Source organism: Pseudothermotoga thermarum DSM 5069 (genome assembly GCF_000217815.1).
Lineage (GTDB): Bacteria > Thermotogota > Thermotogae > Thermotogales > DSM-5069 > Pseudothermotoga > Pseudothermotoga thermarum.
This window is the reverse complement of the sequence record NC_015707.1, coordinates 1,950,352-1,973,097: the sequence shown is the minus strand read 5'-3', so window position 1 is coordinate 1,973,097 and position 22,746 is coordinate 1,950,352. Positions and strand designations below refer to the sequence as shown.

Here is a 22,746-nt window from a genome sequence, read left to right as displayed (position 1 = left end):
AATATCAAAGATATATAGTTTGGTCTACCGCCGTTCAAACCTTTTCCTCCTTTCACGATTTTCCATCTTTAGTATACACTCATATGGATCGAAAATCAGATTTAGGAATATTCCACAACCTTTTTGTTCCTCACTTTTGTAGACATAAGGTATCCATATTATTTTATCATTTGAACAGACGATGGGATACTCGTTCCTCAAAAATTCAGGAATTTTTGAATCAATCATCAAATCCTTCAATTTAACTTTCCCTATCTTATCGCCTGGTCTGCGCGTTCTAATAAAACTTTTGCCTTTTTCAAGTTCTATCCATTGCTTCGATTCAACCTTGTCACTCAGTTTGAAAATCCAACCATTGAAATTGTAGACACCAAACTCGCTGAGCTCCAAAAATGAAACGATTTCTTTAGTTTTCTCAACGCTTACAAATTCAAATCCCTTCTTGAGCCAAAGATCGTCCGCAACGCGCAATGAAAAAGATGTTTTTCCAATCGACTTTAAAAAATCTTCAATTTGTCTAAAAGCCAAACAAACTCCAAAGCTTTCTGCACAATATTTCAAAATCTCAACGATTTCAAATTCATCACACCCTTCGATGGAAAAAACCATACGATCCGTTAATTTCACTACTTTTGCATTTTCTAAAATTCGTGTTACGTGTTTTTCAAGAAGAATCGATGAAAAATGCAGCTGTTTCAGAGTGTTTTCTAAATTTGGATTCATCTGCTTTAACAGCGGGATCACTTTGTGTCTTATGTAATTTCTGGTATACGTGAGATCGTAGTTGGTTTCATCCTCAACGTACGGTAAACTTTTTCTATGAACATAACTTTCTATCTCCTCCCTTGTTGTGTACAAAAGTGGTCTTATCTTTGCTCCATCCTTTGATTTCATGCACACAAGACCTGTTAACCCTGTCCCTCTGACTACACGATGAACCATGGTTTCAACAAGATCGTTTAAGTTGTGAGCGAGTGCTATCAAATCTGAAGAAGACTTTTTTCTAACCTTTTCCAAAAATTGGTATCTGACGATGCGTGCACCTTCCTCTATCCCAACTTTTTCTTGTTTACAAAAAGCAAGAACATCGAACTTTTCAACGTAAAGCTCCACGTTGAATTCTTTGCAAAGCTGCTTTACGAATTCTTCATCGCGCGCAGCTGTTGGTCTTATCATGTGATTCAAATGTGCTGCAGCAATTTCAAAACCAATTTTTTGTCTTATGTTCAAAAGAACGCTGAGAAGACAAACGGAATCCATCCCACCAGAAAGAGCCACCAAAACTTTGGATCCAGGGGGAATGAGTAAGTGATCTTGAACAAAGTTAAGGACACGAAGTTCAAGTTCATCGAGAGGCAAGTTTGAACACCCTTTTACAAAAAAATTGGAGCCAGCGAAGGGACTCGAACCCCCAACCTGCGCATTACGAATGCGCCGCTCTGCCCATTGAGCTACGCTGGCTCTCATTTACTTCGCGAAAATTATTATATAACCGTTAAAGTTAAAAATCAAGTGTTCCTTCAAAAAATTCAAAACCTTAGTTTTTTCTAAGCCGTTTTTGAAGTAAAATTGAAGTTGGCCACCTTCATATACGGTGCAACGATTGGGAAATAGCTTCCCGCGACCGTTTCGGTTTCCTTGGATATGGCTATCAAATTTTTGGCAAAATCGAAAAACTTTATGTTGAACCTCATGTTCTTGATGGGCTTGGTCAATTTGCCTTTTTCTATCAAGAACGTACCATGCCTTGTCATACCAGTGAAAATAGCTTCGTGTGGATCCACAACGTTCATATAATGAAAAGTGTTCACAAAAATTCCACTCTCGGTGCTCGCCAACATTTCTTCAAGCGGCTGACTTCCCGCAGCCACGACCAAATTTGGTGCCATTGCATAGTCCATGTTTTCCAAAGAAATGGTATGACCCGTTGGTTTTTTACCAAATCTCAAAGCTGCTCCGTAAGGATAAAGGACGTTTTTGAAGACTCCGTTTTCTATTATCGGTATCCTTTCTCTCTTTTTGCCACACATATCGAATGAAAGCGGTATTTGATCAGGATGATAAGGATCGTCAAAAACGTTGAGTTCATCTGGTCCTATCTTCTGTCCAAGGAACTTAACCGAAGAACTCATTCCAAGTTCGTGCATATACCCGTTTGTGCAAGCGTATACAAAGTATGTGAACAAATCTGCAACCGCTTCTGGACCAAGAATCACAGTGTACGTCCCTGGATCGATCTCAACGGGGTTAACCGACATCCTAGCAAATTCAACCGCTCTTTTTATTTTCTCCTCAAGATTTAAATCTTTATAACCTTTTGCACAGGAAGAAACGTAACCACTTGCGGAATCTTTCAAAGGAACAAAGTTGAAACTCACTTTTGATCCCGCCTGGTACAAAAACATACCGTTGGATGAAACCACACAGATTTCAGTTATTTCATCTTCAATGTATCCAAAAGCTTGAACATCGTTACCACACGCCGAGAGTATTTTGTCGAAAATACCAGCCCTAGTTTCAGCCGAAGCGTTTTTAACTGATTCGTCAACGTTTTCAACTGGATAAGCAACCGTCAAATCCGGTAACTTAAACTGATAATCAAGCGGAGTTGCGTTTTCCAACATGGCTTCAAGCCTGGCTTTCAAGGCTTTCAACCCGTTTATCGTCAAATCGTTTGTAGTCGAACAAACGACCTTGTTGTCTTTTGTGACAAGCATCGTCAAGGTGCTTTTCTTTTCTGAAACATTCTGGTGAATCTGACTGTTTGCAAACCTTGTCAAAGCGGATTCTGATTCACTCACAACGGCTAGATAGTTTAAGCCAACGAAGTTCTCGTAAAGTATCCTAAAAATATTTCTGTAGTAATTTTCTCCTCTCATCCCTTAACACCTACCTTCACCCTTCTGAACCTTGCGTAAGAAGCACCGTGCCCGACATGCATCACCTGCATTGGTTGCCCTTTTCCGCAATTTGGAACCCCCCAAACTCTCCAATATTTCTCATTTGCCACACCATCACATTTGTTCCAAAACATCGGTGTTATATCGTAATAAACTGGGTTTTTGAAAATCCTGCCGGTCAAACGACCGGATTTTATTTCGTAAGCTATCTCGGTTGCAAATTGAAAGTTCAACCTAAGATCATCGATTGACCAACTTTTGTTGGTATCCAGCAAAAAGCCGTAGTCAATGCCGGATATCAACTCTTCCAACGTATACTTTCCTGGCAGAAGATTTATATTCGTCATCCTTATTATTGGTAAATGCGACCAGCTGTCTGCACGTGCTGCGCCGTTTGACCTCAACCCAAGTTCTGTAGCCGTTTGTCTGTCCATAAGGTATCCAACGAAAATTCCTTCCTTGACTATGTAAGTTCGTTGTGCTTCAACGCCTTCGTCGTCAAATCCAAAACTTCCCAGTCCTCCAGGAATAGTTGCATCGGCTGTTATGTTTATGTGCTCGCTTCCATACTTAAAGTTGTTCAGTTTATCGGGAGTTAAAAAGCTTCCACCTGCAAAGCTCAATTCCGAACCCATCACACGATCGAGTTCAGAAGGATGTCCACAGGATTCGTGTATCTGAAGAGCCAGTTGATTTCCACTGATTACAATGTCGTACTCCCCTGGTTCAATCGTTGGAGCGCTGACCAGTTGAACAGCTTCTTGCGCAATTCTTTCGGCGTTTTCAATTAAATTCATGTCCAAAACAAATTCCCATCCTCGGGTAGAATGATCCCCTCCAAAGCTCGCAGGATAGGACCTTGTTTGAAATCCCCCTTCACCAACTGCCTGTGCAGCTATTCCTGCACCGGATATAGTTATCTCTTGTTCTATAATCGACCCTTCGGTGCTTACAAAAAGCTTTCTAATCTTTTTGAATCGCATTGAACCAGTTGCACGCACAACTCCTTCAACTTGTTTGGCTTTTAAGGTGACTTGTTTGAGCAAATCTATTTTTTCTTTGTCCGATATCTGGAATGGATCAATTGCAGCAGGCGATCTAAAAGTTGCCTTGTGAACCGGCTCGGGCGCAAGAAGAACGGGCTTTTTAGCTCTCCTATCGGAACTTTGAGCTATTTCAAGAGCTTTGAGTGCAGTTTTTTCCAAGGCAGTTTCACCTTTTTCATCGGTGGCTGCAAATCCCCAACCGTTTCCGTAAAGAACCCTAATCCCTACTCCCGAATGAGTCACATAAGTTGTAGATTTAAGGACACCGTTTTCAACCAATAACTCCTGCTCAACGTGTTCTTCATATCTGGCATCGGCGTACCTGCTACCACGACTTACAAGGAACTGCAAAAGCTTTTGGAGCTTTTCTTGCACAACTTTCCCTCCTTCCTATTGAAGAAGGCAGGGATCTAGTCCCTGCCTTCTTCTTCATCATCCTTTTCGTTATTCATTATATCATTTATGGCTTTTTCTATGTTTTCGGTGTTTATTTGTCTTCCAGATCTTAGAACTTGTAAAGCGGCTTTGATGACGACGATCCGCGGATAAGACCTTAAAAGCCTTTTCACTGGATCAAGGTTTAAAACGTTCAGATCCAAGGTAATCACCGCCTTTTATATGACCCTTGACACAGTCAAGGGTTAGGATGTATAATGAAAAACGGTTACGGGCTCGTAGCTCAACTGGTAGAGCGCCCGGCTCATAACCGGGCGGTCGGTGGTTCGACTCCACCCGAGCCCACCAAAGGGAGCTGTCAAAGCTCCCTTTTATTTTATCACAACTTTGCCGTTTTGTAAAGTTGTAAAATTTTTCGATCTTCCCCACGAAATTCCCAAGAGCTTTTTCAGATCTCAATTGAACTTTGCAAAAAAGCGACTAATAGAATTTTTGACCTGTTGACAATTATACTGTAATGTTGTAATATTACACTGTGGTGAGATGGGTGTGGTTTTCGGTTGATTTCTCTTCGCACGTACCTGTTTATAAACAAATAAAAGAGAAAATAAAAGCCCTCATATCTGTTGGAATTTTGAAGAAGGGTGATTTTGTCCCATCGATAAGATCCCTCGCGGAGGATTTAGGAGTGAATTTGAACACGGTTGCCAGAGCTTACAGAGAATTGGTTTTGGAGGGGGTACTTCAACCTGTCAGAGGAGAAGGATACGTTGTGGCAGAGTTGGATAGAGAAACTTTTGTTGCAAAAATGCTGGACGAGTTTAAACGCGTCGTCGATGAATGTAAAAAGGCAGGTATAGACCAAAACGTTTTGCTCGACGTGATAAAAGAAGTTTTTGGGAGGGATGAAAAATGATCCTGGTGGTTGAAGATCTTCAAAAATCATACAAACAAAACAAGGCAGTCAATGGGGTTTCTTTAAAGCTTGATAGAGGACAAATACTCGCTTTAGTTGGCCCAAACGGAGCTGGGAAAACTACAACGATTAAATGCATCCTTGGTTTTAGAAAACCCGATTCTGGAAAAATCAAACTTGAAGGAACTTTTGCCTATCTACCTGAAACAAAAGAGTTGTATCGACATTTAACGGTTGAAAAAATGGTTCAAATAACTTCAGCTTTAACGAAAAATTTCTCACCTCAAAAAGCCTTCGCTTTGCTTGAAGAATTTCAAGTTCCTTTGAAAGAAAAAATTGCAAACCTTTCTCATGGTACCTTGACGCAAACATACCTTTCGCTGATATTGGCTCAAGATGTCGATGTGTACTTTTTGGATGAGCCAACATGGGGATTGGATCCACTGATGCGCAACAAAATTTTGGATAAAATCCGTCAACTTGCTTACGAAAATAAGGCTGTTTTTTTACACAAGCCATATACTTTCAGAAGTCGAAATGGTGGCTGACATCGTTGCCATAATGGTCAAAGGCAAAATCGTTGAAATGGATTTACTCGATAACTTGAAAGAAAAATATGTTCTGTGCGCTGTTCCAAAAGATGAAACTGTTAATGGCTTTCTGTACAAGGAAATAAGCGACGAAAAGATATACCTTGTGAAAAAGGAAAACGCAAAGGGAAAAGTTGAACCAGCCAACTTCAACGCGATATTTGAGGCAATCGTTAAGGGGGTGAAAGAATGATCAAGAAAGAATTTTATGACATGAAATTTCGATCCTTGTTCATCTTCTTCTTGGTAGTTGCCTTGTTCTTTCTAATTGCACCGTTTCAAAAGCTTGCAGTTTCAATGCTCGAACAATATACCAATGAACAGGTTCTACCGGAATTCGTGAGGAAATTACTGCCAAAAGAATTCGTCGAAAAATTGAACGATTGGAGCTTTTTCATCTACTCACAGTGGTTTGGGAAAAATTTGGGTCAGATCGTACCAATAATAGCCGTCATAATGGCTTTCCCACTTTTTTCGAGAGAATATGAAAATGGCACCATAGAGTTTTTACTTGCACGAAGTAGTAGAGAAAAAGTCTTCTTTTTGAAAACTTTTCTTGCGTTGTTGATTTTGATTGTTGAAACCATCATTTTCTCAATTTTACCGGCTGCTTACTCTTTCTTTGCTGAAAAATCTTTCGCTTACAACTACATACCAGCTTTTACAGTTCATGTTGTCGTTGGTTCAACTTTTTGGTTTTCTATCGCGTTACTTTTGTCGGCTGTATCCTCTGATCAAGTTAAACCTTTGCTTGGCTCTTTCGCAATACTGGCTGGTACAACGGTTTTGGGACTTTTAAGACCTCTTCGATATTTGAACGTCTATTCGTATATTTTAGGAAGCAAAATATTTCAAACAGGAAAAGCCGATATCAAATACACAGTAGTTTTGTCGGCAATAAGTATAGCAACTATATTGGTAAGTTATTGGGTATTCAAGAAAAAAGAAATTTAAATTTGAAAAGGAGGTTGGTAAAGATGATACTGGCGACAACTGATAATTTGCCTGGATACGAGATAGTTGAAGTACTTGGGTTAGTTATGGGAAACACTGTACATTCAAAACACATCGGTAAAGACATCGCGGCTGCTTTTAAAACATTGGCAGGTGGCGAGATAAAATCTTACACGGAAATGCTAACAGAAGCACGCAACATCGCAATTCAAAGAATGATAAAAGAAGCAGAAAAACTAGGTGCGGATGCCGTCGTGGGAATAAGACTTGGCAGTGCAAGTGTGATGAGCAGTGCAGCCGAAGTTATAGCTTACGGTACCGCTGTAAAGATCAAGAAGATCTAAAGAGCATTTTTCCATCCCATATAATCTCAAGTGGCTTTGGAATTAGATTGTAATCAGAAGCCATCGCATAACCGTAAGCTCCTGTTTCGCCTATTGCTATAAGGTCCCCTTCCCTTGGCAAGGGAAGGGTTATGGTTTTTCTTATAACATCGGAACTTTCACAAGCAGGACCAACCACATCGGCAACAGTTTCTTCTCGATCTAAGGTATCGTACAGTGGAATGATCCTATGCTTGGCACCGTAAAGCGCTGGTCTTATTAAGTGAGTCATACCGGTATCAACAATGACAAAGATTTTACTGTTGGTTTTTTTCACGTATTCAACCCTTGCCACCAAATACCCTGCCGGACCAACTATGAAACGTCCAAGTTCTAAAACGATTTTAACATTAAAATCCTTTAGAAGTGGAACTATTCTTTTTTTGTAATCCTTCAAGTTCAACGATTTTCCATCACCGTAGTCAATACCCCAGCCACCACCTATGTTCAACACTTGTATATTCAAATTCATTTGCCTTACAAAATCCTTCAACGAATTCAACGCTTCTTCATAAGGTTCCACTTCTACTATTTGAGAACCTATGTGACAATGAAGTCCAATGAGTTTGATGTTGCCATTTTTTGAAATTCTTTCAATCATCCTTGCCGCTGTATCGTAATCCACGCCAAATTGGTGCTCTTTCAAACCTGTTGCAATGTGTGGATCGGTTTTGGCATCAACGTCTGGATTAACCCTTATGCAAACGTTCACAGGTTTATTTGCAAGCGCTTCTAACCTGATCAATTCTTCATAAGAATCGAGGTTTATGGAAAAAATACCTTCATCTACGTAAAGTTTAAGTTCCTCTCTCTTTTTGCAGTTTCCGTTTACTATTATCTTGCTAGGTGAAAATCCCACTTTTCTAGCACGCAAGTATTCCCCTATAGAAACGCAATCTATCATCAACCCCAAACTGTGAAACAACTTTAAAAGGTCTTGGTTAAAATTGGCTTTCATCGCAAAGGCTAAAGAATAGTTAACACCTTCCAAAGTACTCTTGACAAGTTCGATTTGGGAAAGGATTTTCGGTAAACTGTAAACGTATATCGGTGTACCAAATTTTTCAGCCGCTTGTTTTAAAACTTCTTTTTCCACTTTTTCACCCCTAAGTCTAAGATGCAAAAGAAATCCGCATCGATCCTATCATTGCTTTCAGCTGAGAAGCAGCAACTTTTTCTCTACGCTTATCAATTCTAGCCACAATTTTACCATTTTCCAAGACAACGATTGTGTTACCATATTGTTCCGCTATACTCATATCGTGAGTTATCATCAAAATCGTGGTACCGAAATCCCTGTTTATCCTCTCGGTCAATTCCATGACCGTTTCGGTACTTTTTGGATCCAAAGCAGCGGTGTGTTCGTCCAGCAAAAGTAATTTTGGATTGGACGCCACTGCCATTACAACTGCTAAGGCTTGTTTTTGACCACCAGAAAGCTTGGATGCTTTTCTTTTCAAATCTTGTTCCAAACCCATTTTTGTGGAGATGAGAAGCTCTAAAATCTTTTTGTCTATCCTTCCAAAGCTCAACCCTCTTAGGCCTTTCTTGCTAGCCAATATCAGATTTTCTTCTATCGAAAGATTTGGAAAAACTCCCATGTCTGGATCCTGACAAACTATACTTGCGCATTTGAATATCTTCTCTGATTTTACATCCTGTCCAAAAACTTTGCACCGACCTTCTGTTGGTTTCACACCTCCTACGATGAGCTTAAGCAAAGTGGATTTTCCAGCACCATTTGCACCAACTATGACGACAAATTCTCCTGGTTCTACCTTTAAACTGACGTTTCTCAAAGCAACCTTTTCATCCAAAGTTCCTTTGTTGTATATCACTGTGACATTTTCAAGTTCGATCATACCATCACCTCGCTTTTTTTGAACCTCCTTGCGGCTATCACAGAAACAACAAAGATTGCTGTGACCAACTTCATATCGCTTGGTTTAAAACCTATCTTGTATCCATACTTCATCGCCAAAGAAAGCAAAAATTGATACAACACTGCTCCCACAATGGGAAACAATACACCATACATGGGTTGACGCTTTCCAAAAATTATCTCTCCAAGTATGACCGAAGCAAGACAGACAACCACTGTGCCTATACCCATGTTGACATCCGCAAAACCGCTGTACATCGAAAACAAAGCCCCAGATATTCCCACGAAAACATTCGCCAAAATTAGTCCAACATAAGCATACAAATCTGGATTTACGCCAAGGACTTTAACTGCAAATCTGTTTTTACCATAGCCTCGAAGCATCATTCCAAATTCGGTTTTCAGAAAAATCCAAAGAGCAATTGCACTTACTGCAACGATGAGAGCTATCAAAGCCAAATCTTTTCCGTCTGCTCGGTTGTTGAAAGGTATTCTGACGGCTTTTAAACCCGTTCCTTCAAAACTAACCTGAAAATTTCCAAGAAGATCATCCAAAGGTGTTCCGCCTGTAAGTTGTTCATAAGCAAAAATCTTTCCGGTGTCAAACTTTGGTACGGGAAGGTTTGGGGCATTCATAACACGGATACTCAACGAGTAAAGAGCAGTCATAACCAGTATGGAAGCCAAAAGAGAATTGATCTTGAACCTGGTCGTCAAGAAGGCGACAACTACACCGGCTGCACCGGCGGCAAGTGCAGCCGCAAGCACCGATAAACCCCACCCATGGCCGGAGTGAAGAAGAACTACCGCGACGGCTCCTCCAAGAACGTAGGAGCCGTCCGGAGTAAGATCTGGAAGATCCACAAGGCGAAAAGATATGTAAACACCCATGGCGGCCAAAGCAAGTAAAAGACCTTGTTCAAGAATGGGTATCATCTTTTCACCTCACGCCCACCTTGAACCAATATGTTTGCTCTGTCGATTAGATCCTTTGGTATTTCAACACCCAGCTGCTTTGCAACATCAAGGTTGATGTAAAGAAGCAAAGATTCAGGACCAAGAACACCAGATTCAAGATCTTGAGGTTTTGCACCTTTGATGAGTTGAACCAAAAGCTTTCCAGTTTCAACCCCAATTGTGAAATAGTCAAACCCAAACCCAATTACACCTCCACCTCGTGCTATGTCGATATCCGCGGCAACTATCGGTTTTTTCAACCTCAAAGCAGCAGAACCAATGGCTTGTATTCCAGCAGCAGCGGTGTTATCTGTTCCAATGTACAAAACATCAACACTTGGACCTATGCTGGTCAAAGCTGTTACCATTTCGGCGGCACTGGTACCAGGAATATCAATTATCGTCAGACCAAGTGAAGGTGCAACACTTTTTGCAATGTTTGTAAGTGTTACTGAATTTGCTTCACCGGGATTGTAAATTACCCCAACCTTTTTGGCATTCGGAAAGATCATCTTGATTAATTTTAAGTGTGTTGCAACTGGTGCCATATCCGAAATTCCAACAACGTTTGAGTCGTTTTTGCCAAGTTGCTTGATCAAGCCGGCGCCAACCGGATCGGTGACTGCTGAAAACACAACGGGTCGATCTGTAATAACTTGAACAGCTGCTTGGGCACAAGGTGTTGAAATCGCAACGACGTAATCTACTTTTTCATCGGCAAACTTTCTTGCTATTGCTACAGCGTTTTGAATACTTCCTTGCGCATTCTGCCTGTCGATGATAACATCTACTCCAACTTTGAAACCAGCATCCTCCAACGCTTTGATGATCCCATCGTAAACGGCGTTCAAGGCAGGATGATCGACGATCTGAGTTATCCCAACACGAACTGTTCCAAGTACCAATACCGAGATGATCAACATTAACACGGCGGAAATTAACTTTTTCATAAACCTACACCTCCCATGGAATGTTGTTTTTAAAAAAAGAGGGCATCCTTTTTTGGATGCCCTCTTCCTTTTATTTTTGGATTCCCCTACGCCTAGTTGGCAGTAAATCTTAGGGGAATCCCGGAAGAGGGCGTTCCCCTAAACCAATAGGCGTAAGAGAATGTAGCTGTATTAACCAACATGAAAAACTTTCCCAAATTCGTAACCCCCATGAGTTTACTTTTTAGTGAGGATATCATAAACACCCATAGTTTGTCAAGAGGTGAAAATGAAAAATAAAAACGGGGTGAGCTTTTTCTCACCCCGTTTTCTCATTTCACAGCAGCTGCTTTTTGTAGGCTTTCTTTGGCTATCCTTACATACTCTGCGAAAGCTGCCGGATCGTTGACGGCAAGCTCAGCCAGCATTTTTCTGTTGATGTTCACATTCGCAAGCCTTAAACCGTGAATCAACTGACTGTATTTGATCCCATTTTGCCTTGCGGCAAAGTTTATCCTTGTTATCCAAATCCTTCTAAAGTTTCTCTTTTTAAGCTTTCTTCCAATGTAAGCATACATCTTTGCCCTAAAGTAATGCTGTTTTGCCAGTCTATATCTTCTGCTGAGAGCTCCTCTGTAACCTTTGGCTGCTTTTAAATATTTCTTTCTTTTCTTCTTTGCGTGAACAGCTCTTTTGATTCGCATTTTACATCAACCTCCTCATTTTAATCCAAGCAATCTTTTGATCCTACCTTCATCGCATTTTTTCAAACTATCTTTCATTCTCAAAGCTCTTAATGTTGATCTTCTTCTTTTACCAGTCGTATGTCTTCTGCGTGCATGATTGAACAAAATTTTCCCGTTTCTTGTGACTCTGAACCTTTTTGCCGCTGTTTTATTCACTTTCATTTTGCATTTAGCCATTTTTTGCCCCTCCCTCATCCACCTTTTTGACTTTTCGGTTTGATTTGCATCCACATGTCTTTACCTTCCAACTTTGGTTCGCTTTCAACTTCACCTATATCGCTAACATCTTTGACAATCCTATCGAGCAATTCTTTTCCCTTTTCCTGAAACATTATTTCCCTACCCCTGAACATGACCGTTACCTTAACTTTGTTGCCATCCTCCAAAAATCTTCTGATGTGCCTAAGTTTTGTTTGATAGTCATGCTCGTCAATCTTCAATCTGAATTTCATCTGCTTTATTTCCTGCTGCTTTTGTTTTTTCTTTGCTTCCTTTTGTTTTTTTGCAAGTTGATACATGTACTTTCCAAAATCCATGATCTTCGCAACAGGCGGATCAGCGTTCGGTGCCACAAGCACTAAATCTAGTCCCTTTCTCCTTGCAAGCTCAATAGCCTCGCGTGTTGGCAGAATTCCTATTTGCTTGCCATCTACGTCGATTACCCTAACCGTTGGTTTTTTGATTTGTTCATTCTTCAAAAACACTTGTTCCTTTTCGATATGTTTCCCCTCCCTACGCTAAAAAATTAAGCGGGCAAAAGCCCGCCTCCCATCGCGGTTTATTTTTTGAACAAACCCCTTCGACTTTACGTCTTGGGGTGGGAAGCTAGGCTTCCACTTTGCCTGGTGGGCCGTGCAGGATTCGAACCTGCGACCCCCTGATTAAGAGTCAGGTGCTCTACCAGACTGAGCTAACGGCCCACACTTGATAAAAATCCGCAAACGATTTTATCATACCGTTGAGATTTCGTCAATCAGTTCAATCCTGGTGCCCCTAGGAGGAATCGAACCTCCATCTGCGGATTAGGAATCCGCCGTTCTATCCATTGAACTATAGGGGCTCCGCTTTTTGATTGTATCATGACAGATTGTGACTGTCAATTTTAATCAAAGTGCCTTCTTTGAGGACGTAATTTTCCACTTTTACATTTGCAAGAACATTCAACCTTTGAGAAGTGAGAAGAACACTTTTTCCTTTTTCTTTCCAGATTTTAAGTAGATTTTCCAAAATTCTCTTTCCTGGCTTGTCAAGACCAACGAATGGTTCATCCAGGATCAACAAATCAGGATCATGCGCTACCGCAGCAGCTAAAGCCACTCTTTTGGCTTCACCGTGAGAGAGACTGAATGGATTTCTTGGCAAAAGTTCTTTATCAATATCGAGCAATTTACAAGCTTCCTCAAGCCTTTCCTCTGGATTTGCGATTTCAAAGTTTTCACAAGAATAGAGAATTTCATCCTTAACAGTTTTGCGCAGAAATAAGTCCTCAGAATTTTGCGGGACAAAACCAATTTTTTTTAAGTAAGAAGTATCGCTGTGAATGTTTTTGCCGTTGAAAAGAATCAACCCTTTATCTGGTTTGATCAAACCGGATACGAGTTTTAAAAAAGTCGTTTTTCCACTCCCGTTTGTTCCTGTTATCAAAGCGATTTCTCCAAAATTTAGAGTAAAATTTACCCCGCGCAGAATGTAACCATCTTCATTTGAATATCGAAACCAAAGATCAAAAACTTGAAGTAAAAAGTCGTCTTTCATATCTAAATCTCCACGTCTTCAAAACCTTTACTTTTAAACTGATCAAAACTACCTACAAAATCCACACTATTAAAACTCATGTGAACCACAGTTGATACAAGTTGAGAAAAAAATGCAGGTTCATGAGTTGCAACAACGATTCCTATCCCTTCTTCAAGCAAAGCTTTCAAGCAGTCTTTAACTTGTTTGCAGCCTTCGTCGTCAAGCATCGCAGTTGGTTCATCTAAGAAAAGAAATTTTGGCTTCAAAACAACTATCGATGCAATTGCAACTCTTTGAGCTTGTCCACAAGAAAGCGTACCAGGATCTTTAAAGCGCACCGAATTCAATTTGAAAAATTCTAAAGTTTCATCAACTATTTTCAACATTCTTTGTCTTTCAACACCTGTATTCTCCAACCCAAAGGCTATTTCGTGCTCAACAGTGAAATTAAAAATTTGCTCAAATGGATTGTGGAAAACATAACCCGTGAGATCTCTAAGCTCCTTTTGAGAAACTTTCTTTTTGTTGTAAAGAATTTGACCTTCTTGAAAAGGCAAAAGTCCGGAAAGAAGTTTCAGCAAGGTTGTTTTCCCACAACCGTTCGCGCCCGTTAATAGAACAAGTTCTCCTTCTCTTAAGGTGAGGTTGATTTGCTTTAAAACCAATCTTTTGCCGTAGGAAAATGAAATATCAATAGCCTCTAACATTTTCATTCTTTTCTAGAAAGGTATATTCTTATTCCGCCTTCTTTGTAAAGGTCTTGAACGTTTCCAAAAATCTCCTGCATGGCTTTTTTAATGTAAGAACCACCCTTGTTGTGGTAAGCAACAACTTCAAATAGTCCTCCTGGATTCAAATGTTCTTTTGCTTCAGATATCATACGTAAAACTACCTGTTTTCCTGCCACGATTGGTGGATTAAGTAAAATTACATCAAAAATTTCATCACCCCAGGGTTCAAAAAAAGCTCCTTTTTTGATGTGAACTTCAACATTGTTGTTCTTGGCATTTACTTTGGAAAATTCAACTGCTCTCTCGTTTATATCACTCATGTAAACTTCCAAATCTGGGTATTCTCCTTTCAAAACTATTCCGATCACACCATAACCACAACCAAGGTCAAGAACTTTTTTTCCTTTTATCAAAGCATGTTCTATCAAAATTTTCGTTGCTTTATCGATTGCACCAAAACTGAAAACCCCAGAAGGGGTATCGAAAATGTACTTTCTGCCATTTTTAAGCTCGAAAATAACTCTTTTAACTCTCAATTTGCACTGAGGTTTCTCAACATAGTAATGTTCCATTTTTCCACCTCATTGATCAATTTAAAGAAGAGGGCTTACGCCCTCTTCTTTTTATCCGTTTTCTTCGTACTTTTTACCTTCAAGAGCAGCTTGAGCGGCGGCTAATCTTGCAATAGGTACTCTGTATGGAGAACAACTTACATAGTCAAGACCTGCTTTGTGGAAGAATCTGATCGATCGCGGATCTCCTCCGTGTTCTCCGCAGACACCGACTTTCAAGTTCGATCTAGCCTGCTTACCTTTTTGCGTAGCCATTTCGACCAATTTGCCAACTCCTTCGTAATCAAGGGTCTTGAATGGATCGTGTTCAAGTATTCCCTTCTGCAAGTATTCCGGCAAGAACTTACCTATGTCGTCACGGCTGAAGGCAAAGGTCATCTGAGTCAAATCGTTTGTTCCAAAGCTGAAGAACTCGGCTTCTTTCGCTATTTCGTCCGCTGTGACGCAAGCCCTTGGCACTTCGATCATGGTTCCAATCTTGTACTCAATTTGAACACCTGCTTCTTTGATCATCTGATCGGCAACTTCTTTGATAATCTTCTTCATATAGACAAGCTCGTTAACATGTCCGACAAGTGGTATCATGATCTCTGGTATTACGTCGATGTTTTCTTCTTTCTTGAGTTCTATGGCTGCTCCGATTATTGCTTTTGTTTGCATTATCGCTATTTCTGGATATGTAATCGTCAATCTACAACCTCTGTGACCAAGCATTGGGTTCAGTTCTTTGAGCGATTCAACTATATCCTTCAACTCTTTGGCAGACATTCCTAGCTCCCTTGCGGTAGCCTCTATCTGTTCGTCGTCCTGTGGGAGGAATTCGTGCAAAGGTGGATCTATGAGCCTGATCGTTACAGGATAACCAGCCATGATTCTGAACAAACCTTTGAAGTCTTCCTTTTGGAGTGGCAACAATTCATTCAAAGCCTTTTCACGTTCTTCCTTCGTTTTTGCAACGATCATTTTTCTCATCTTTGGAATCCTGTCTTTCTCGAAGAACATGTGCTCCGTTCTGCACAAACCTATACCTTCTGCTCCAAACCTTCTTGCAACATCCGCATCTCTTGGTATATCTGCGTTGGCCCTTACACCAAGTCTTCTGATCTCATCTGCCCACTTGAGCAGTTCGGCAATTTCTCCTTCCAAGCCCATTGGCCTAATCGTTGGAATCTTTCCAAGCAAAACTTCTCCAGTTGCACCGTCTATGGATATCCAATCTCCTTCTTTGACAACAACGTTGTTTACCCTGAAGAATCCTTCCTCTTCTTTAACTTCAATCATTTCTGCTCCAACAACGGCAGGCTTACCCATTCCGCGTGCCACAACCGCTGCGTGAGAAGTCATTCCACCCCTTGAGGTTAGAATACCCTGTGCAAAAGCCATTCCACCGACGTCTTCTGGACTTGTTTCAGGTCTAACGAGAATCACCATTTCGCCGTTCCTACCAAGTTCCTCAGCTTTGTGAGAATCGAAGATAACCTTTCCTGTGGCTGCACCAGGCGAAGCAGGCAAACCTTTGGCTATGACGGTAGCTTTTGCCCGTTCTTTTTCATCAAATCTTGGATGCAAAACTCTTTCAACATCCTCAGGTTTAACCCTCAAAACTGCTTCTTCTTTGGTGATCAAACCCTCATGAACCATATCAACGGCTATTTTTATGGCAGCCCTTGAAGTTCTCTTACCGCTTCTTGTTTGCAGCAGATACAACTTTCCTTCTTCGATTGTGAATTCTATGTCCTGCATGTCCTTGTAGTGCCTTTCCAGTTTATCCATTATTTCGACAAGTTCTTTGTAAGTCTGTGGCATCAATCTTTCAAGTTCTGAAATCGGAAGAGGAGTTCTTATACCTGCAACGACATCTTCACCCTGTGCGTTTGGCAAAAATTCTCCGTAAATTTTCTTTTCTCCAGTGTTTGGATCCCTTGTGAAAGCAACACCTGTTCCGGAATTTTCACCCATGTTTCCAAAGACCATGGCAACTATGTTTACAGCTGTTCCAAGCATTTGATCTTCCCTGATGTTGTGAATTTGTCTGTACTTCACGGCTCTTTCACTCATCCAGCTCTTTATGACTGCTTCGATTGCAAGCCACAACTGTTTGTAAACATCCTGCGGGAATTCTTTGTTTTCTTCTTTGTATATGTTCTTGAATATTTCAACAAGCTTTTTAAGATCGTTTGCATCAAGTTCAACGTCAAACTTTACGCCTTTGGCCTTCTTCATTTCTTCCAAAGCATTTTCAAACTTGCTTCTGGGTATTCCGAGTGCGGTGTCTCCAAACATTTGCAGAAATCTTCGATAAGCATCGTAAGCAAATCTTGGGTTGTTGGTCATTTTTGCTAAACCTTCAACTGTTTCATCGTTCAAACCAAGGTTTAGTATGGTGTCCATCATACCAGGCATTGAAATTGCTGCACCGGATCTGACTGAAACCAACAGCGGTCTTTTTGGATCACCAAAACCTTTTCCGGTCACCTGCTCCAATCTTTTCATTGCTGCTTCAACTTCTTCCTTTAAACCCTCTGGATAGGTATGTCCATGAGTGTAATAGTACCTACAAACCTCCGCAGAGATCGTAAAACCAGGCGGAACTGGTATACCAAGGTTGGTCATCTCGGCTAGGTTTGCACCTTTACCGCCTAAGATATCCTTCATCTCAGCTTTTCCTTCTGCCACACCGTTTGCAAAGAAGTAGACGTACTTTTTCACCATGCTACACCTCCCTACTTCAGATACCAGATTGTTTTCAGCAAATCATTTTCAACACTTTGGTAGAGAACAAAAGCTGACCCAGTTGTTATACCAAGAAGCTTATCCAAAATTGGATCGAAATCGATGAAGACAAACAGTGACATTTCATTTGACTTGAAAAATTGCTTGGCTTTTTCCAAAGAACTACTAGTTGGCTTGTAATCGTATGGAGGCATTGTGTACAACCTCACAACGTCTTTTTCAACCACCACGTAGAAATCATCGGTGCGAAGATACTGAGTTTTACCAAAAGTTTGAATCTCCCCACCAAGGATGTTCTTAAGCTCCTGCAAAGTGGTTTTCATACGCATAACTGCGTACATTTTAACTTTTTGCTCTTTTTGTTCTTTGGATTGATCAAGCGCAAGAAAAGATTCAACTATTTCCGCCGCTTGCATTGATAAAGCCGCTTTTCCGCCGAACTTGTCTATCAACTTTTCGAAAGTTTCCAGTTGCGCCTTCACATCTATTCCAAAGGTTTTAGATAACTGAAGAACGTCTTTTGAAAAGTCGAAAAGTGTTCTAACAGTAGAAGGATCTGAAATGTTGACGAATGCAAAAACTTCACCAGACAAACCTTGATCCTCAACAAGTTCAAAGTTTTTCGAAGGTGTTAATTGCTTCAAAATCGATTTAGCTGCATCGTTTTGAGCTATTAAAATTTGTTCACAATAAATCCGATCGCTTAGAACCTTAACAAAACCTTTTGAAGAAAACTGTGCACCAGAAATTGACATACCGGGAGAATAGCTTACTGCCCAAACTCTCTCGTCGTTGAAAAGATTCATAACTTCCTTTGGAACAGAGCCGCCGCCTTTTAAGCATTTATCCAAAAGTTCCTTGCTGGTGGATATCAACAAATAATCGTCTTTGTGAGAAATCTGAAGTTCTTGCCCAAGCAGCGTTGATACAAATCTGACGAATTTTCCAGCAGAAGGTGATGGACCTAGAGCTACGAAGATATCTTCTTTGTTTTGAACTATTAAAAGATCTTTTCTTAATAAATCATCGATATCTTTTGTTGTTACACCATATTGAGCTCCATAACTTGCCAGCAAGCTTTGAATCATAGGTTCTAGCCCAAGATCCACAGCCAAAATTTTTATCAGTCCATAGCTTTTAGCTTGATCATAATATTTTCCATTTGAACGAGCAATGAAAACACTTTCGTAATCGCCGGGAATGAATCTTGATATACCAAAGGCCACAAGCACTAAGCACAGAGAAACTGCCACAAAAAATTTCCTCATTCCTTATACCTCCCTTTCAACCCTAAGGTTGATAATACCATAAAATTTGACCGAATTTTTTGAAATAAGTCAAAAATACCGTTATAAAAGATTTTCTCAGATTACAGTTATCTGAATCCCGCTTCTTTTCAACATTTCTGAAACAAAAATCCAAGGTTTTCCCGTTTCGATGGGAAGGGGACTTGAAATGTCTATCGAAAAAGTGCTATTATTCATAAGTGAGGGAGGGCAATCCTCCCAAAATTCTCAATAGAAAGGGGGACTGTGAATGAACAAGAAGGAACTTGTCGACAAGGTCGCAAAGAAGAGCGGTTTGAAGAAGAAGGACGTCAAAAAAGTCATTGACACAACAATCGAAACAATCATTGACACGCTTGGCAAGGGTGAAAAAGTGCAGCTCGTCGGATTTGGAACATTCATGGTTAAGAAAGCCGCTCAGAGAAAAGGTGTCAACCCACAGACCAAAAAGCCCATCACAATTCCAGAAAGAAAAGTACCAAAGTTCAAACCTGGAAAAGCACTCAAAGAAAAGATCAAGTAAAAGCAGAGGGGGGCTTTTGCACCCCCTCTTTATTTTCCAACACAAAATTCTTTGAAGATCTTGTCTATTAAATCCTCCGTGTAGCTTTCACCAGTTAACAAATCTAGTTGTTTTAAAGCTGACCTTAAGTCTTCCGCAACCATGTCAAGTTCAACTGAGTTTTTTAAACTTTCAAAGGCCTTCACCAAATTTCTCTTACACTCCAACAAATGTTCGTATTGTCTGTGAGTTGTCACATAGCCATCGGTGGATAGGATCACATCTTTTACGCTGTTTACAATTTGTTTCTCCACTTCCTCAATCCCTTCTTTTTTCAAAGCCGAGACAGTTAAAACGTGAGTATTTGTTTTGAGAATTTGCTTGATTTTTTCTCTATCCACGAAATCCCTTGCATCGATTTTATTTATAACAACAAGGTATCTTTTATCCTTTATGAGCTCTAATATCCTCATATCGTTCTCATCCAATTCTGTGGTTGCATCAACAACAAATAAAATCAAATCGGCTTTACCACAAGCCTTTATTGCACGTTCAATCCCAATCTGTTCAACCTTGTCATTCGAAGTCCTTATGCCAGCGGTGTCAACTAACGTGAAGTTGATCCCATCAATGGTGATTGGGACTTCGATCAGATCTCTGGTCGTTCCAGGTATCTCGGTTACTATGGCTTTTTCTTCTTTAGCTAAAGCGTTTAAAAGTGACGATTTTCCAACGTTGGGTTTTCCAACTATCACAACCTTGATTCCAGACGAAACAGCTAATCTGTTTTCCGCATTGCTGAGTAATTTTTCAACTTTTGATAGAACATCTTCCGCCATTTTCAACAAATATCCACGTTCTATGAACACATCGTCTGGATAATCGAATTCAACTTCTAAATGTGCTAAAAGATTGAGCACATCCTCACGAAGTTGCTTAACCATTTGGTAAAATCTACTGGTGAGATTTTGGGAGATGGCTTTGACAGCATGCCTTGAGGTAGCCTCTATTATTTGTTTAACTGCCTCAGCTTTAGTTAAATCCATCTTTCCATTCAAAAAAGCGCGTTTTGTGAATTCCCCAGGACCAGCAAGTCTTGCTCCGTTGTTTATCAAAAGCTCAAGAATCATCTCGCTCACAACAAACCCGCCATGGCACATTATTTCTACCATGTCTTCTCCAGTGTAAGAATTTGGCGCTTTGTAAAAGACAACCATAACCTCATCGACAACTTGTCCATCTTTGTCAATGACAAAGTTGTGGTAAACTTTCCTGGGTTCAACTTCAACCGATTTTGCCAATATTTTACGAACAATCTCCCAGCTTAAAGTCCCACTTACTCTAATTACAGCTATTGCACCAATACCCTTTGGTGAAGAAATGGCAGCGATGGTATCCGTTCAAACCACCCCTCAATTTGAACCAGAGAGAAGTTCTGTCACAATTTTGTTCACCAACTTTCCATCTGCCTTACCTTTCAGTTGAGACATAATTGCTTTCATAGCTGTCCCAACATCCTTGGGACCTGAAAGTTTTAGTTCCTCTATAATCTTCTTAGCAAATTCTCTTATTTCTTCTTCGCTCATCTGCTGGGGCATGTATGATTCGATGATTTTTATTTCCTCTTCCTCAGCTTTTGCCAAATCTTCGCGACCACCTTTTAGATAGAGTTCTATCGATTCTTTTCTCTTTTTTATTTCCTTTGCCATGATTTGCAAAATATCCTCATCGGTTGCGCTTTTCATTTTCTCAACCTCGAAATTCTTGATAGCAGCAAGCAGCATCCTCACGGTGCGTACCTTTGCTTCATCCTTTGCTTTCATTGCCTCTTTCAAATCTTGAGATAACTTTTCTTTCAAATTCATCCTTTACTCCTCCTTTCAAACTTGAAGTCTCCACAACTTTATGATATATTCTATACCAAACAACTTGAAGGGAGAGAAAGGTATGAAACGCGATGAAAAAGAATTGTTAAAACTTCTTCTTGCCCATGAAATCCAGTGGCGAGATTTTTACAAACTAAAAGCCGATTTTGCTTTGACAAAGACGGTGAAAGACTTGTTCACTCAATTTAGCAAAATAGAGGATGAACACATCAAAAGGTTGTTTGACTTTGTCGAAATCAGTTCTTTTGATTTTTCAAACACAACTTTTGAAAATTTTCCAACTTACGTTACCACGCTCAAACTATATCCGGAAACCAGCGTTCGATCGGATTTACCGTTACTTGAAGCAGCTTACATGATGGAGCACGATTTAACTCTCTTGTGTCAAAAAATAGCAGATGTTATTTCGAACGAAACTGTAAAAAGATTCCTTTTGAATCTTATGGAACTTGAAAAACACCAAAGAGATGTGTTGAAAAATTTGCACGAAGAATTCCTTCAACAATTTTGGTGGGAACAAGGCTTTTACCCCGTTCTTTGAAATTCAATCCAAAACTTGAACTATTGTCAAAGATTTTTCCTCGGAAAGATCAACTTTCGTTCCATCTTCCAATCTGACGATCGGACGGGTGATGACCTTCCTCGTATTTCCCACAACCGTTGCTTTCACACCGTTGTTCAAAATCACGGTGGTTCCCACCGGATAAAGCCCCACTATTGATACAAAAGCCCTCACAACCTTACCGTCAAGTTTTCCAGTAGACGCCATGCTTATCAACTCTGAAATGGCTTTGTAGGGGGACCATGGGGTCTTGTAGGAGCGTTGGGATATCAAAGCGTCGTAAATATCGGCAACGGCTATTATTCTTGCAAATGAAGTTATCTCTGATCCTTTTAACCCTGCTAAATATCCAGAACCATCGAGCTTTTCGTGATGATTTCTGACTCCGCTTATCACAAGTTCGTTGGTTATACCGGAAGCCCTGCAAAGTTTTTCACCGTACAAAACATGCTTTTTAACGATTTCGAATTCTTCTGGCGTAAGCTTTCTTTGCGCGTAAAGCACCGGTTTTGGAACAAGAACTTTACCAACGTCGTGAATCATAGCCGAAAAACAAAGGTCGGCAAGTTCAGAATGTTTCATACCCAGCTCTATCCCTATGAGTGAGGAAATCATTCCAACGTGAACTTCGTGAACATAGGTGTATTCTTCATCACTTTCTTGGATAAAAAAAATCAAAGACATCTTATCTGAATAATTTCTTTCGATATCGCTGAGAATTTGATCGGAAAGCTGTCGAACTTCTTCAGTCTCGATTTTCATACTTTCCACGACTTTGTTGAATATATTCTTTATCTCCTCTTTTGTTTTCTCTATTCTTTTTGCTTCAACAACTGGAGGATTTGCCGGTTGAACCATTACCCATAGATAGTTGACATCGTTTTCCAAAAGCCTTAATATGTCTTCGCGCGTTAAGATTTGTCCCGCTTTCACCAGTGTTTCCCCATCTTTTGGACTTTTAATCGTTTCAAGACTTATATCTCCAGGCACAAGGAAGCTAACCTTTTTCCAAACAGTTTGACCCTGCTTTTGATCCAA

Annotated in this window: 26 protein-coding genes and 4 tRNA genes; 8 read left to right on the top strand and 22 right to left on the bottom strand. The window is 40.3% G+C overall.

Annotated features, from left to right (window positions below):
* Positions 1 to 24: 24 nt before the first annotated feature.
* The 5 genes from tilS to THETH_RS09845 form a co-directional block, all read right to left on the bottom strand.
* A complete protein-coding gene (gene tilS, locus THETH_RS09865) occupies positions 25 to 1,359 on the bottom strand; it encodes a tRNA lysidine(34) synthetase TilS (RefSeq protein ID WP_013933195.1) in 1,335 nt (444 codons plus the stop codon).
* A 26-nt stretch (positions 1,360 to 1,385) separates the two neighbouring features.
* Positions 1,386 to 1,461, bottom strand: a tRNA-Thr gene (locus THETH_RS09860).
* An 86-nt stretch (positions 1,462 to 1,547) separates the two neighbouring features.
* Positions 1,548 to 2,879 (bottom strand): TldD/PmbA family protein, encoded by a 1,332-nt coding sequence (locus tag THETH_RS09855; protein ID WP_013933194.1) that lies wholly within the window; start codon positions 2,877 to 2,879, stop codon positions 1,548 to 1,550.
* Positions 2,876 to 4,321, bottom strand: a complete 1,446-nt coding sequence (locus THETH_RS09850) for a TldD/PmbA family protein (protein ID WP_013933193.1) — start codon at positions 4,319 to 4,321, stop codon at positions 2,876 to 2,878. The genes THETH_RS09855 and THETH_RS09850 overlap by 4 nt, the downstream gene beginning before the upstream one ends.
* A gap of 35 nt (positions 4,322 to 4,356) precedes the next feature.
* Positions 4,357 to 4,554: a hypothetical protein gene (locus tag THETH_RS09845; RefSeq protein WP_407635677.1), complete on the bottom strand. Its 198-nt coding sequence runs from the start codon at positions 4,552 to 4,554 to the stop codon at positions 4,357 to 4,359.
* 60 nt (positions 4,555 to 4,614) lie between these two features.
* On the opposite strand from THETH_RS09845, the gene THETH_RS09840 reads away from it, so the two are divergent.
* The 6 genes from THETH_RS09840 to THETH_RS09820 all read left to right on the top strand — a co-directional run bounded on the left by THETH_RS09840 (position 4,615) and on the right by THETH_RS09820 (position 7,146).
* Positions 4,615 to 4,690: transfer RNA gene (locus THETH_RS09840), tRNA-Ile, on the top strand.
* Between the two features lie 199 nt (positions 4,691 to 4,889).
* Positions 4,890 to 5,258 (top strand): GntR family transcriptional regulator, encoded by a 369-nt coding sequence (locus THETH_RS09835; protein ID WP_013933191.1) that lies wholly within the window; start codon positions 4,890 to 4,892, stop codon positions 5,256 to 5,258.
* Positions 5,255 to 5,806 carry an ATP-binding cassette domain-containing protein gene (locus tag THETH_RS09830; protein WP_245530496.1) on the top strand — a complete coding sequence of 184 codons (552 nt, stop codon included), beginning with the start codon at positions 5,255 to 5,257 and terminating at the stop codon, positions 5,804 to 5,806. The genes THETH_RS09835 and THETH_RS09830 overlap by 4 nt, the downstream gene beginning before the upstream one ends.
* Positions 5,799 to 6,041 (top strand): hypothetical protein, encoded by a 243-nt coding sequence (locus THETH_RS10970; RefSeq protein ID WP_245530495.1) that lies wholly within the window; start codon positions 5,799 to 5,801, stop codon positions 6,039 to 6,041. Before THETH_RS09830 ends, THETH_RS10970 begins: the two co-directional genes overlap by 8 nt.
* The gene (locus THETH_RS09825; RefSeq protein ID WP_013933190.1) at positions 6,038 to 6,802 is read left to right on the top strand and encodes an ABC transporter permease subunit; all 765 of its coding nucleotides are present in this window, start codon (positions 6,038 to 6,040) and stop codon (positions 6,800 to 6,802) included. The genes THETH_RS10970 and THETH_RS09825 overlap by 4 nt, the downstream gene beginning before the upstream one ends.
* A 23-nt stretch (positions 6,803 to 6,825) precedes the next feature.
* Complete coding sequence (locus THETH_RS09820; RefSeq protein ID WP_013933189.1) at positions 6,826 to 7,146, top strand: YbjQ family protein; 321 nt, start codon at positions 6,826 to 6,828, stop codon at positions 7,144 to 7,146.
* Here the strand turns inward: THETH_RS09820 and lysA are convergent.
* The 14 genes from lysA to THETH_RS09750 all read right to left on the bottom strand — a co-directional run bounded on the left by lysA (position 7,133) and on the right by THETH_RS09750 (position 18,740).
* Positions 7,133 to 8,281 carry a diaminopimelate decarboxylase gene (gene lysA / locus THETH_RS09815; protein ID WP_041446461.1) on the bottom strand — a complete coding sequence of 383 codons (1,149 nt, stop codon included), beginning with the start codon at positions 8,279 to 8,281 and terminating at the stop codon, positions 7,133 to 7,135. The genes THETH_RS09820 and lysA overlap by 14 nt on opposite strands.
* Before the next feature lie 16 nt (positions 8,282 to 8,297).
* Positions 8,298 to 9,047: an ABC transporter ATP-binding protein gene (locus tag THETH_RS09810; protein WP_013933187.1), complete on the bottom strand. Its 750-nt coding sequence runs from the start codon at positions 9,045 to 9,047 to the stop codon at positions 8,298 to 8,300.
* Positions 9,044 to 10,003: an ABC transporter permease gene (locus THETH_RS09805; RefSeq protein WP_013933186.1), complete on the bottom strand. Its 960-nt coding sequence runs from the start codon at positions 10,001 to 10,003 to the stop codon at positions 9,044 to 9,046. The genes THETH_RS09810 and THETH_RS09805 overlap by 4 nt, the downstream gene beginning before the upstream one ends.
* Positions 10,000 to 10,974, bottom strand: a complete 975-nt coding sequence (locus THETH_RS09800; RefSeq protein ID WP_013933185.1) for an ABC transporter substrate-binding protein — start codon at positions 10,972 to 10,974, stop codon at positions 10,000 to 10,002. The genes THETH_RS09805 and THETH_RS09800 overlap by 4 nt, the downstream gene beginning before the upstream one ends.
* A gap of 311 nt (positions 10,975 to 11,285) precedes the next feature.
* On the bottom strand, positions 11,286 to 11,657 hold the full coding sequence (rplT, locus tag THETH_RS09795) for a 50S ribosomal protein L20 (protein ID WP_013933184.1): 372 nt from the start codon (positions 11,655 to 11,657) through the stop codon (positions 11,286 to 11,288).
* Positions 11,658 to 11,672: 15 nt separating this feature from the next.
* Positions 11,673 to 11,876, bottom strand: a complete 204-nt coding sequence (gene rpmI / locus THETH_RS09790) for a 50S ribosomal protein L35 (RefSeq protein WP_013933183.1) — start codon at positions 11,874 to 11,876, stop codon at positions 11,673 to 11,675.
* A gap of 14 nt (positions 11,877 to 11,890) precedes the next feature.
* The gene (gene infC / locus THETH_RS09785) at positions 11,891 to 12,403 is read right to left on the bottom strand and encodes a translation initiation factor IF-3 (protein ID WP_013933182.1); all 513 of its coding nucleotides are present in this window, start codon (positions 12,401 to 12,403) and stop codon (positions 11,891 to 11,893) included.
* Between the two features lie 139 nt (positions 12,404 to 12,542).
* A tRNA-Lys gene (locus THETH_RS09780) sits at positions 12,543 to 12,619 on the bottom strand.
* A 65-nt stretch (positions 12,620 to 12,684) separates the two neighbouring features.
* Positions 12,685 to 12,759: transfer RNA gene (locus THETH_RS09775), tRNA-Arg, on the bottom strand.
* 17 nt (positions 12,760 to 12,776) lie between these two features.
* Positions 12,777 to 13,454: an ABC transporter ATP-binding protein gene (locus tag THETH_RS09770; RefSeq protein WP_013933181.1), complete on the bottom strand. Its 678-nt coding sequence runs from the start codon at positions 13,452 to 13,454 to the stop codon at positions 12,777 to 12,779.
* Positions 13,455 to 13,456: 2 nt separating this feature from the next.
* Entirely contained in the window at positions 13,457 to 14,149 is a 693-nt protein-coding gene (locus tag THETH_RS09765) for an energy-coupling factor ABC transporter ATP-binding protein (RefSeq protein WP_013933180.1), read from the bottom strand.
* Positions 14,146 to 14,739 carry a class I SAM-dependent methyltransferase gene (locus tag THETH_RS09760; RefSeq protein ID WP_013933179.1) on the bottom strand — a complete coding sequence of 198 codons (594 nt, stop codon included), beginning with the start codon at positions 14,737 to 14,739 and terminating at the stop codon, positions 14,146 to 14,148. The genes THETH_RS09765 and THETH_RS09760 overlap by 4 nt, the downstream gene beginning before the upstream one ends.
* Positions 14,740 to 14,790: 51 nt before the next feature.
* Positions 14,791 to 17,451 (bottom strand): pyruvate, phosphate dikinase, encoded by a 2,661-nt coding sequence (ppdK, locus tag THETH_RS09755; protein ID WP_013933178.1) that lies wholly within the window; start codon positions 17,449 to 17,451, stop codon positions 14,791 to 14,793.
* An 11-nt stretch (positions 17,452 to 17,462) separates the two neighbouring features.
* Positions 17,463 to 18,740, bottom strand: a complete 1,278-nt coding sequence (locus THETH_RS09750) for a hypothetical protein (protein WP_013933177.1) — start codon at positions 18,738 to 18,740, stop codon at positions 17,463 to 17,465.
* A gap of 268 nt (positions 18,741 to 19,008) precedes the next feature.
* Here THETH_RS09750 and hup point away from each other — a divergent pair, with 268 nt between their 5' ends.
* Positions 19,009 to 19,281 (top strand): DNA-binding protein HU, encoded by a 273-nt coding sequence (gene hup, locus THETH_RS09745; RefSeq protein ID WP_013933176.1) that lies wholly within the window; start codon positions 19,009 to 19,011, stop codon positions 19,279 to 19,281.
* A gap of 29 nt (positions 19,282 to 19,310) precedes the next feature.
* On the opposite strand, the gene mnmE is transcribed toward hup, so the two are convergent.
* Together mnmE and THETH_RS09735 are read right to left on the bottom strand one after the other, a co-directional pair.
* Positions 19,311 to 20,651 carry a tRNA uridine-5-carboxymethylaminomethyl(34) synthesis GTPase MnmE gene (gene mnmE, locus THETH_RS09740; RefSeq protein WP_013933175.1) on the bottom strand — a complete coding sequence of 447 codons (1,341 nt, stop codon included), beginning with the start codon at positions 20,649 to 20,651 and terminating at the stop codon, positions 19,311 to 19,313.
* 21 nt (positions 20,652 to 20,672) lie between these two features.
* Positions 20,673 to 21,125 (bottom strand): GatB/YqeY domain-containing protein, encoded by a 453-nt coding sequence (locus THETH_RS09735; RefSeq protein WP_013933174.1) that lies wholly within the window; start codon positions 21,123 to 21,125, stop codon positions 20,673 to 20,675.
* Between the two features lie 82 nt (positions 21,126 to 21,207).
* On the opposite strand from THETH_RS09735, the gene THETH_RS09730 reads away from it, so the two are divergent.
* Positions 21,208 to 21,687 (top strand): ferritin family protein, encoded by a 480-nt coding sequence (locus THETH_RS09730; protein ID WP_013933173.1) that lies wholly within the window; start codon positions 21,208 to 21,210, stop codon positions 21,685 to 21,687.
* Between the two features lie 3 nt (positions 21,688 to 21,690).
* Here the strand turns inward: THETH_RS09730 and THETH_RS09725 are convergent, their stop codons facing one another.
* On the bottom strand, positions 21,691 to 22,746 hold the full coding sequence (locus THETH_RS09725; RefSeq protein WP_013933172.1) for an HD-GYP domain-containing protein: 1,056 nt from the start codon (positions 22,744 to 22,746) through the stop codon (positions 21,691 to 21,693).

What these genes read in the sequence shown, in the direction of transcription:
- THETH_RS09750 (WP_013933177.1), bottom strand. Translation starts at nt 18,740, where the DNA reads ATGAGGAAATTTTTTGTGGCAGTTTCTCTGTGCTTAGTGCTTGTGGCC.
- rplT (WP_013933184.1), bottom strand. Translation starts at nt 11,657, where the DNA reads ATGCGAATCAAAAGAGCTGTTCACGCAAAGAAGAAAAGAAAGAAATAT.
- THETH_RS09825 (WP_013933190.1), top strand. Translation starts at nt 6,038, where the DNA reads ATGATCAAGAAAGAATTTTATGACATGAAATTTCGATCCTTGTTCATC.
- THETH_RS09810 (WP_013933187.1), bottom strand. Translation starts at nt 9,047, where the DNA reads ATGATCGAACTTGAAAATGTCACAGTGATATACAACAAAGGAACTTTG.
- THETH_RS09765 (WP_013933180.1), bottom strand. Translation starts at nt 14,149, where the DNA reads ATGAAAATGTTAGAGGCTATTGATATTTCATTTTCCTACGGCAAAAGA.
- THETH_RS09830 (WP_245530496.1), top strand. Translation starts at nt 5,255, where the DNA reads ATGATCCTGGTGGTTGAAGATCTTCAAAAATCATACAAACAAAACAAG.
- THETH_RS09735 (WP_013933174.1), bottom strand. Translation starts at nt 21,125, where the DNA reads ATGAATTTGAAAGAAAAGTTATCTCAAGATTTGAAAGAGGCAATGAAA.
- THETH_RS09820 (WP_013933189.1), top strand. Translation starts at nt 6,826, where the DNA reads ATGATACTGGCGACAACTGATAATTTGCCTGGATACGAGATAGTTGAA.
- THETH_RS09760 (WP_013933179.1), bottom strand. Translation starts at nt 14,739, where the DNA reads ATGGAACATTACTATGTTGAGAAACCTCAGTGCAAATTGAGAGTTAAA.
- THETH_RS09805 (WP_013933186.1), bottom strand. Translation starts at nt 10,003, where the DNA reads ATGATACCCATTCTTGAACAAGGTCTTTTACTTGCTTTGGCCGCCATG.
- rpmI (WP_013933183.1), bottom strand. Translation starts at nt 11,876, where the DNA reads ATGGCTAAATGCAAAATGAAAGTGAATAAAACAGCGGCAAAAAGGTTC.
- THETH_RS09730 (WP_013933173.1), top strand. Translation starts at nt 21,208, where the DNA reads ATGAAACGCGATGAAAAAGAATTGTTAAAACTTCTTCTTGCCCATGAA.
- THETH_RS09800 (WP_013933185.1), bottom strand. Translation starts at nt 10,974, where the DNA reads ATGAAAAAGTTAATTTCCGCCGTGTTAATGTTGATCATCTCGGTATTG.
- THETH_RS09770 (WP_013933181.1), bottom strand. Translation starts at nt 13,454, where the DNA reads ATGAAAGACGACTTTTTACTTCAAGTTTTTGATCTTTGGTTTCGATAT.
- hup (WP_013933176.1), top strand. Translation starts at nt 19,009, where the DNA reads ATGAACAAGAAGGAACTTGTCGACAAGGTCGCAAAGAAGAGCGGTTTG.
- THETH_RS09855 (WP_013933194.1), bottom strand. Translation starts at nt 2,879, where the DNA reads ATGAGAGGAGAAAATTACTACAGAAATATTTTTAGGATACTTTACGAG.
- ppdK (WP_013933178.1), bottom strand. Translation starts at nt 17,451, where the DNA reads ATGGTGAAAAAGTACGTCTACTTCTTTGCAAACGGTGTGGCAGAAGGA.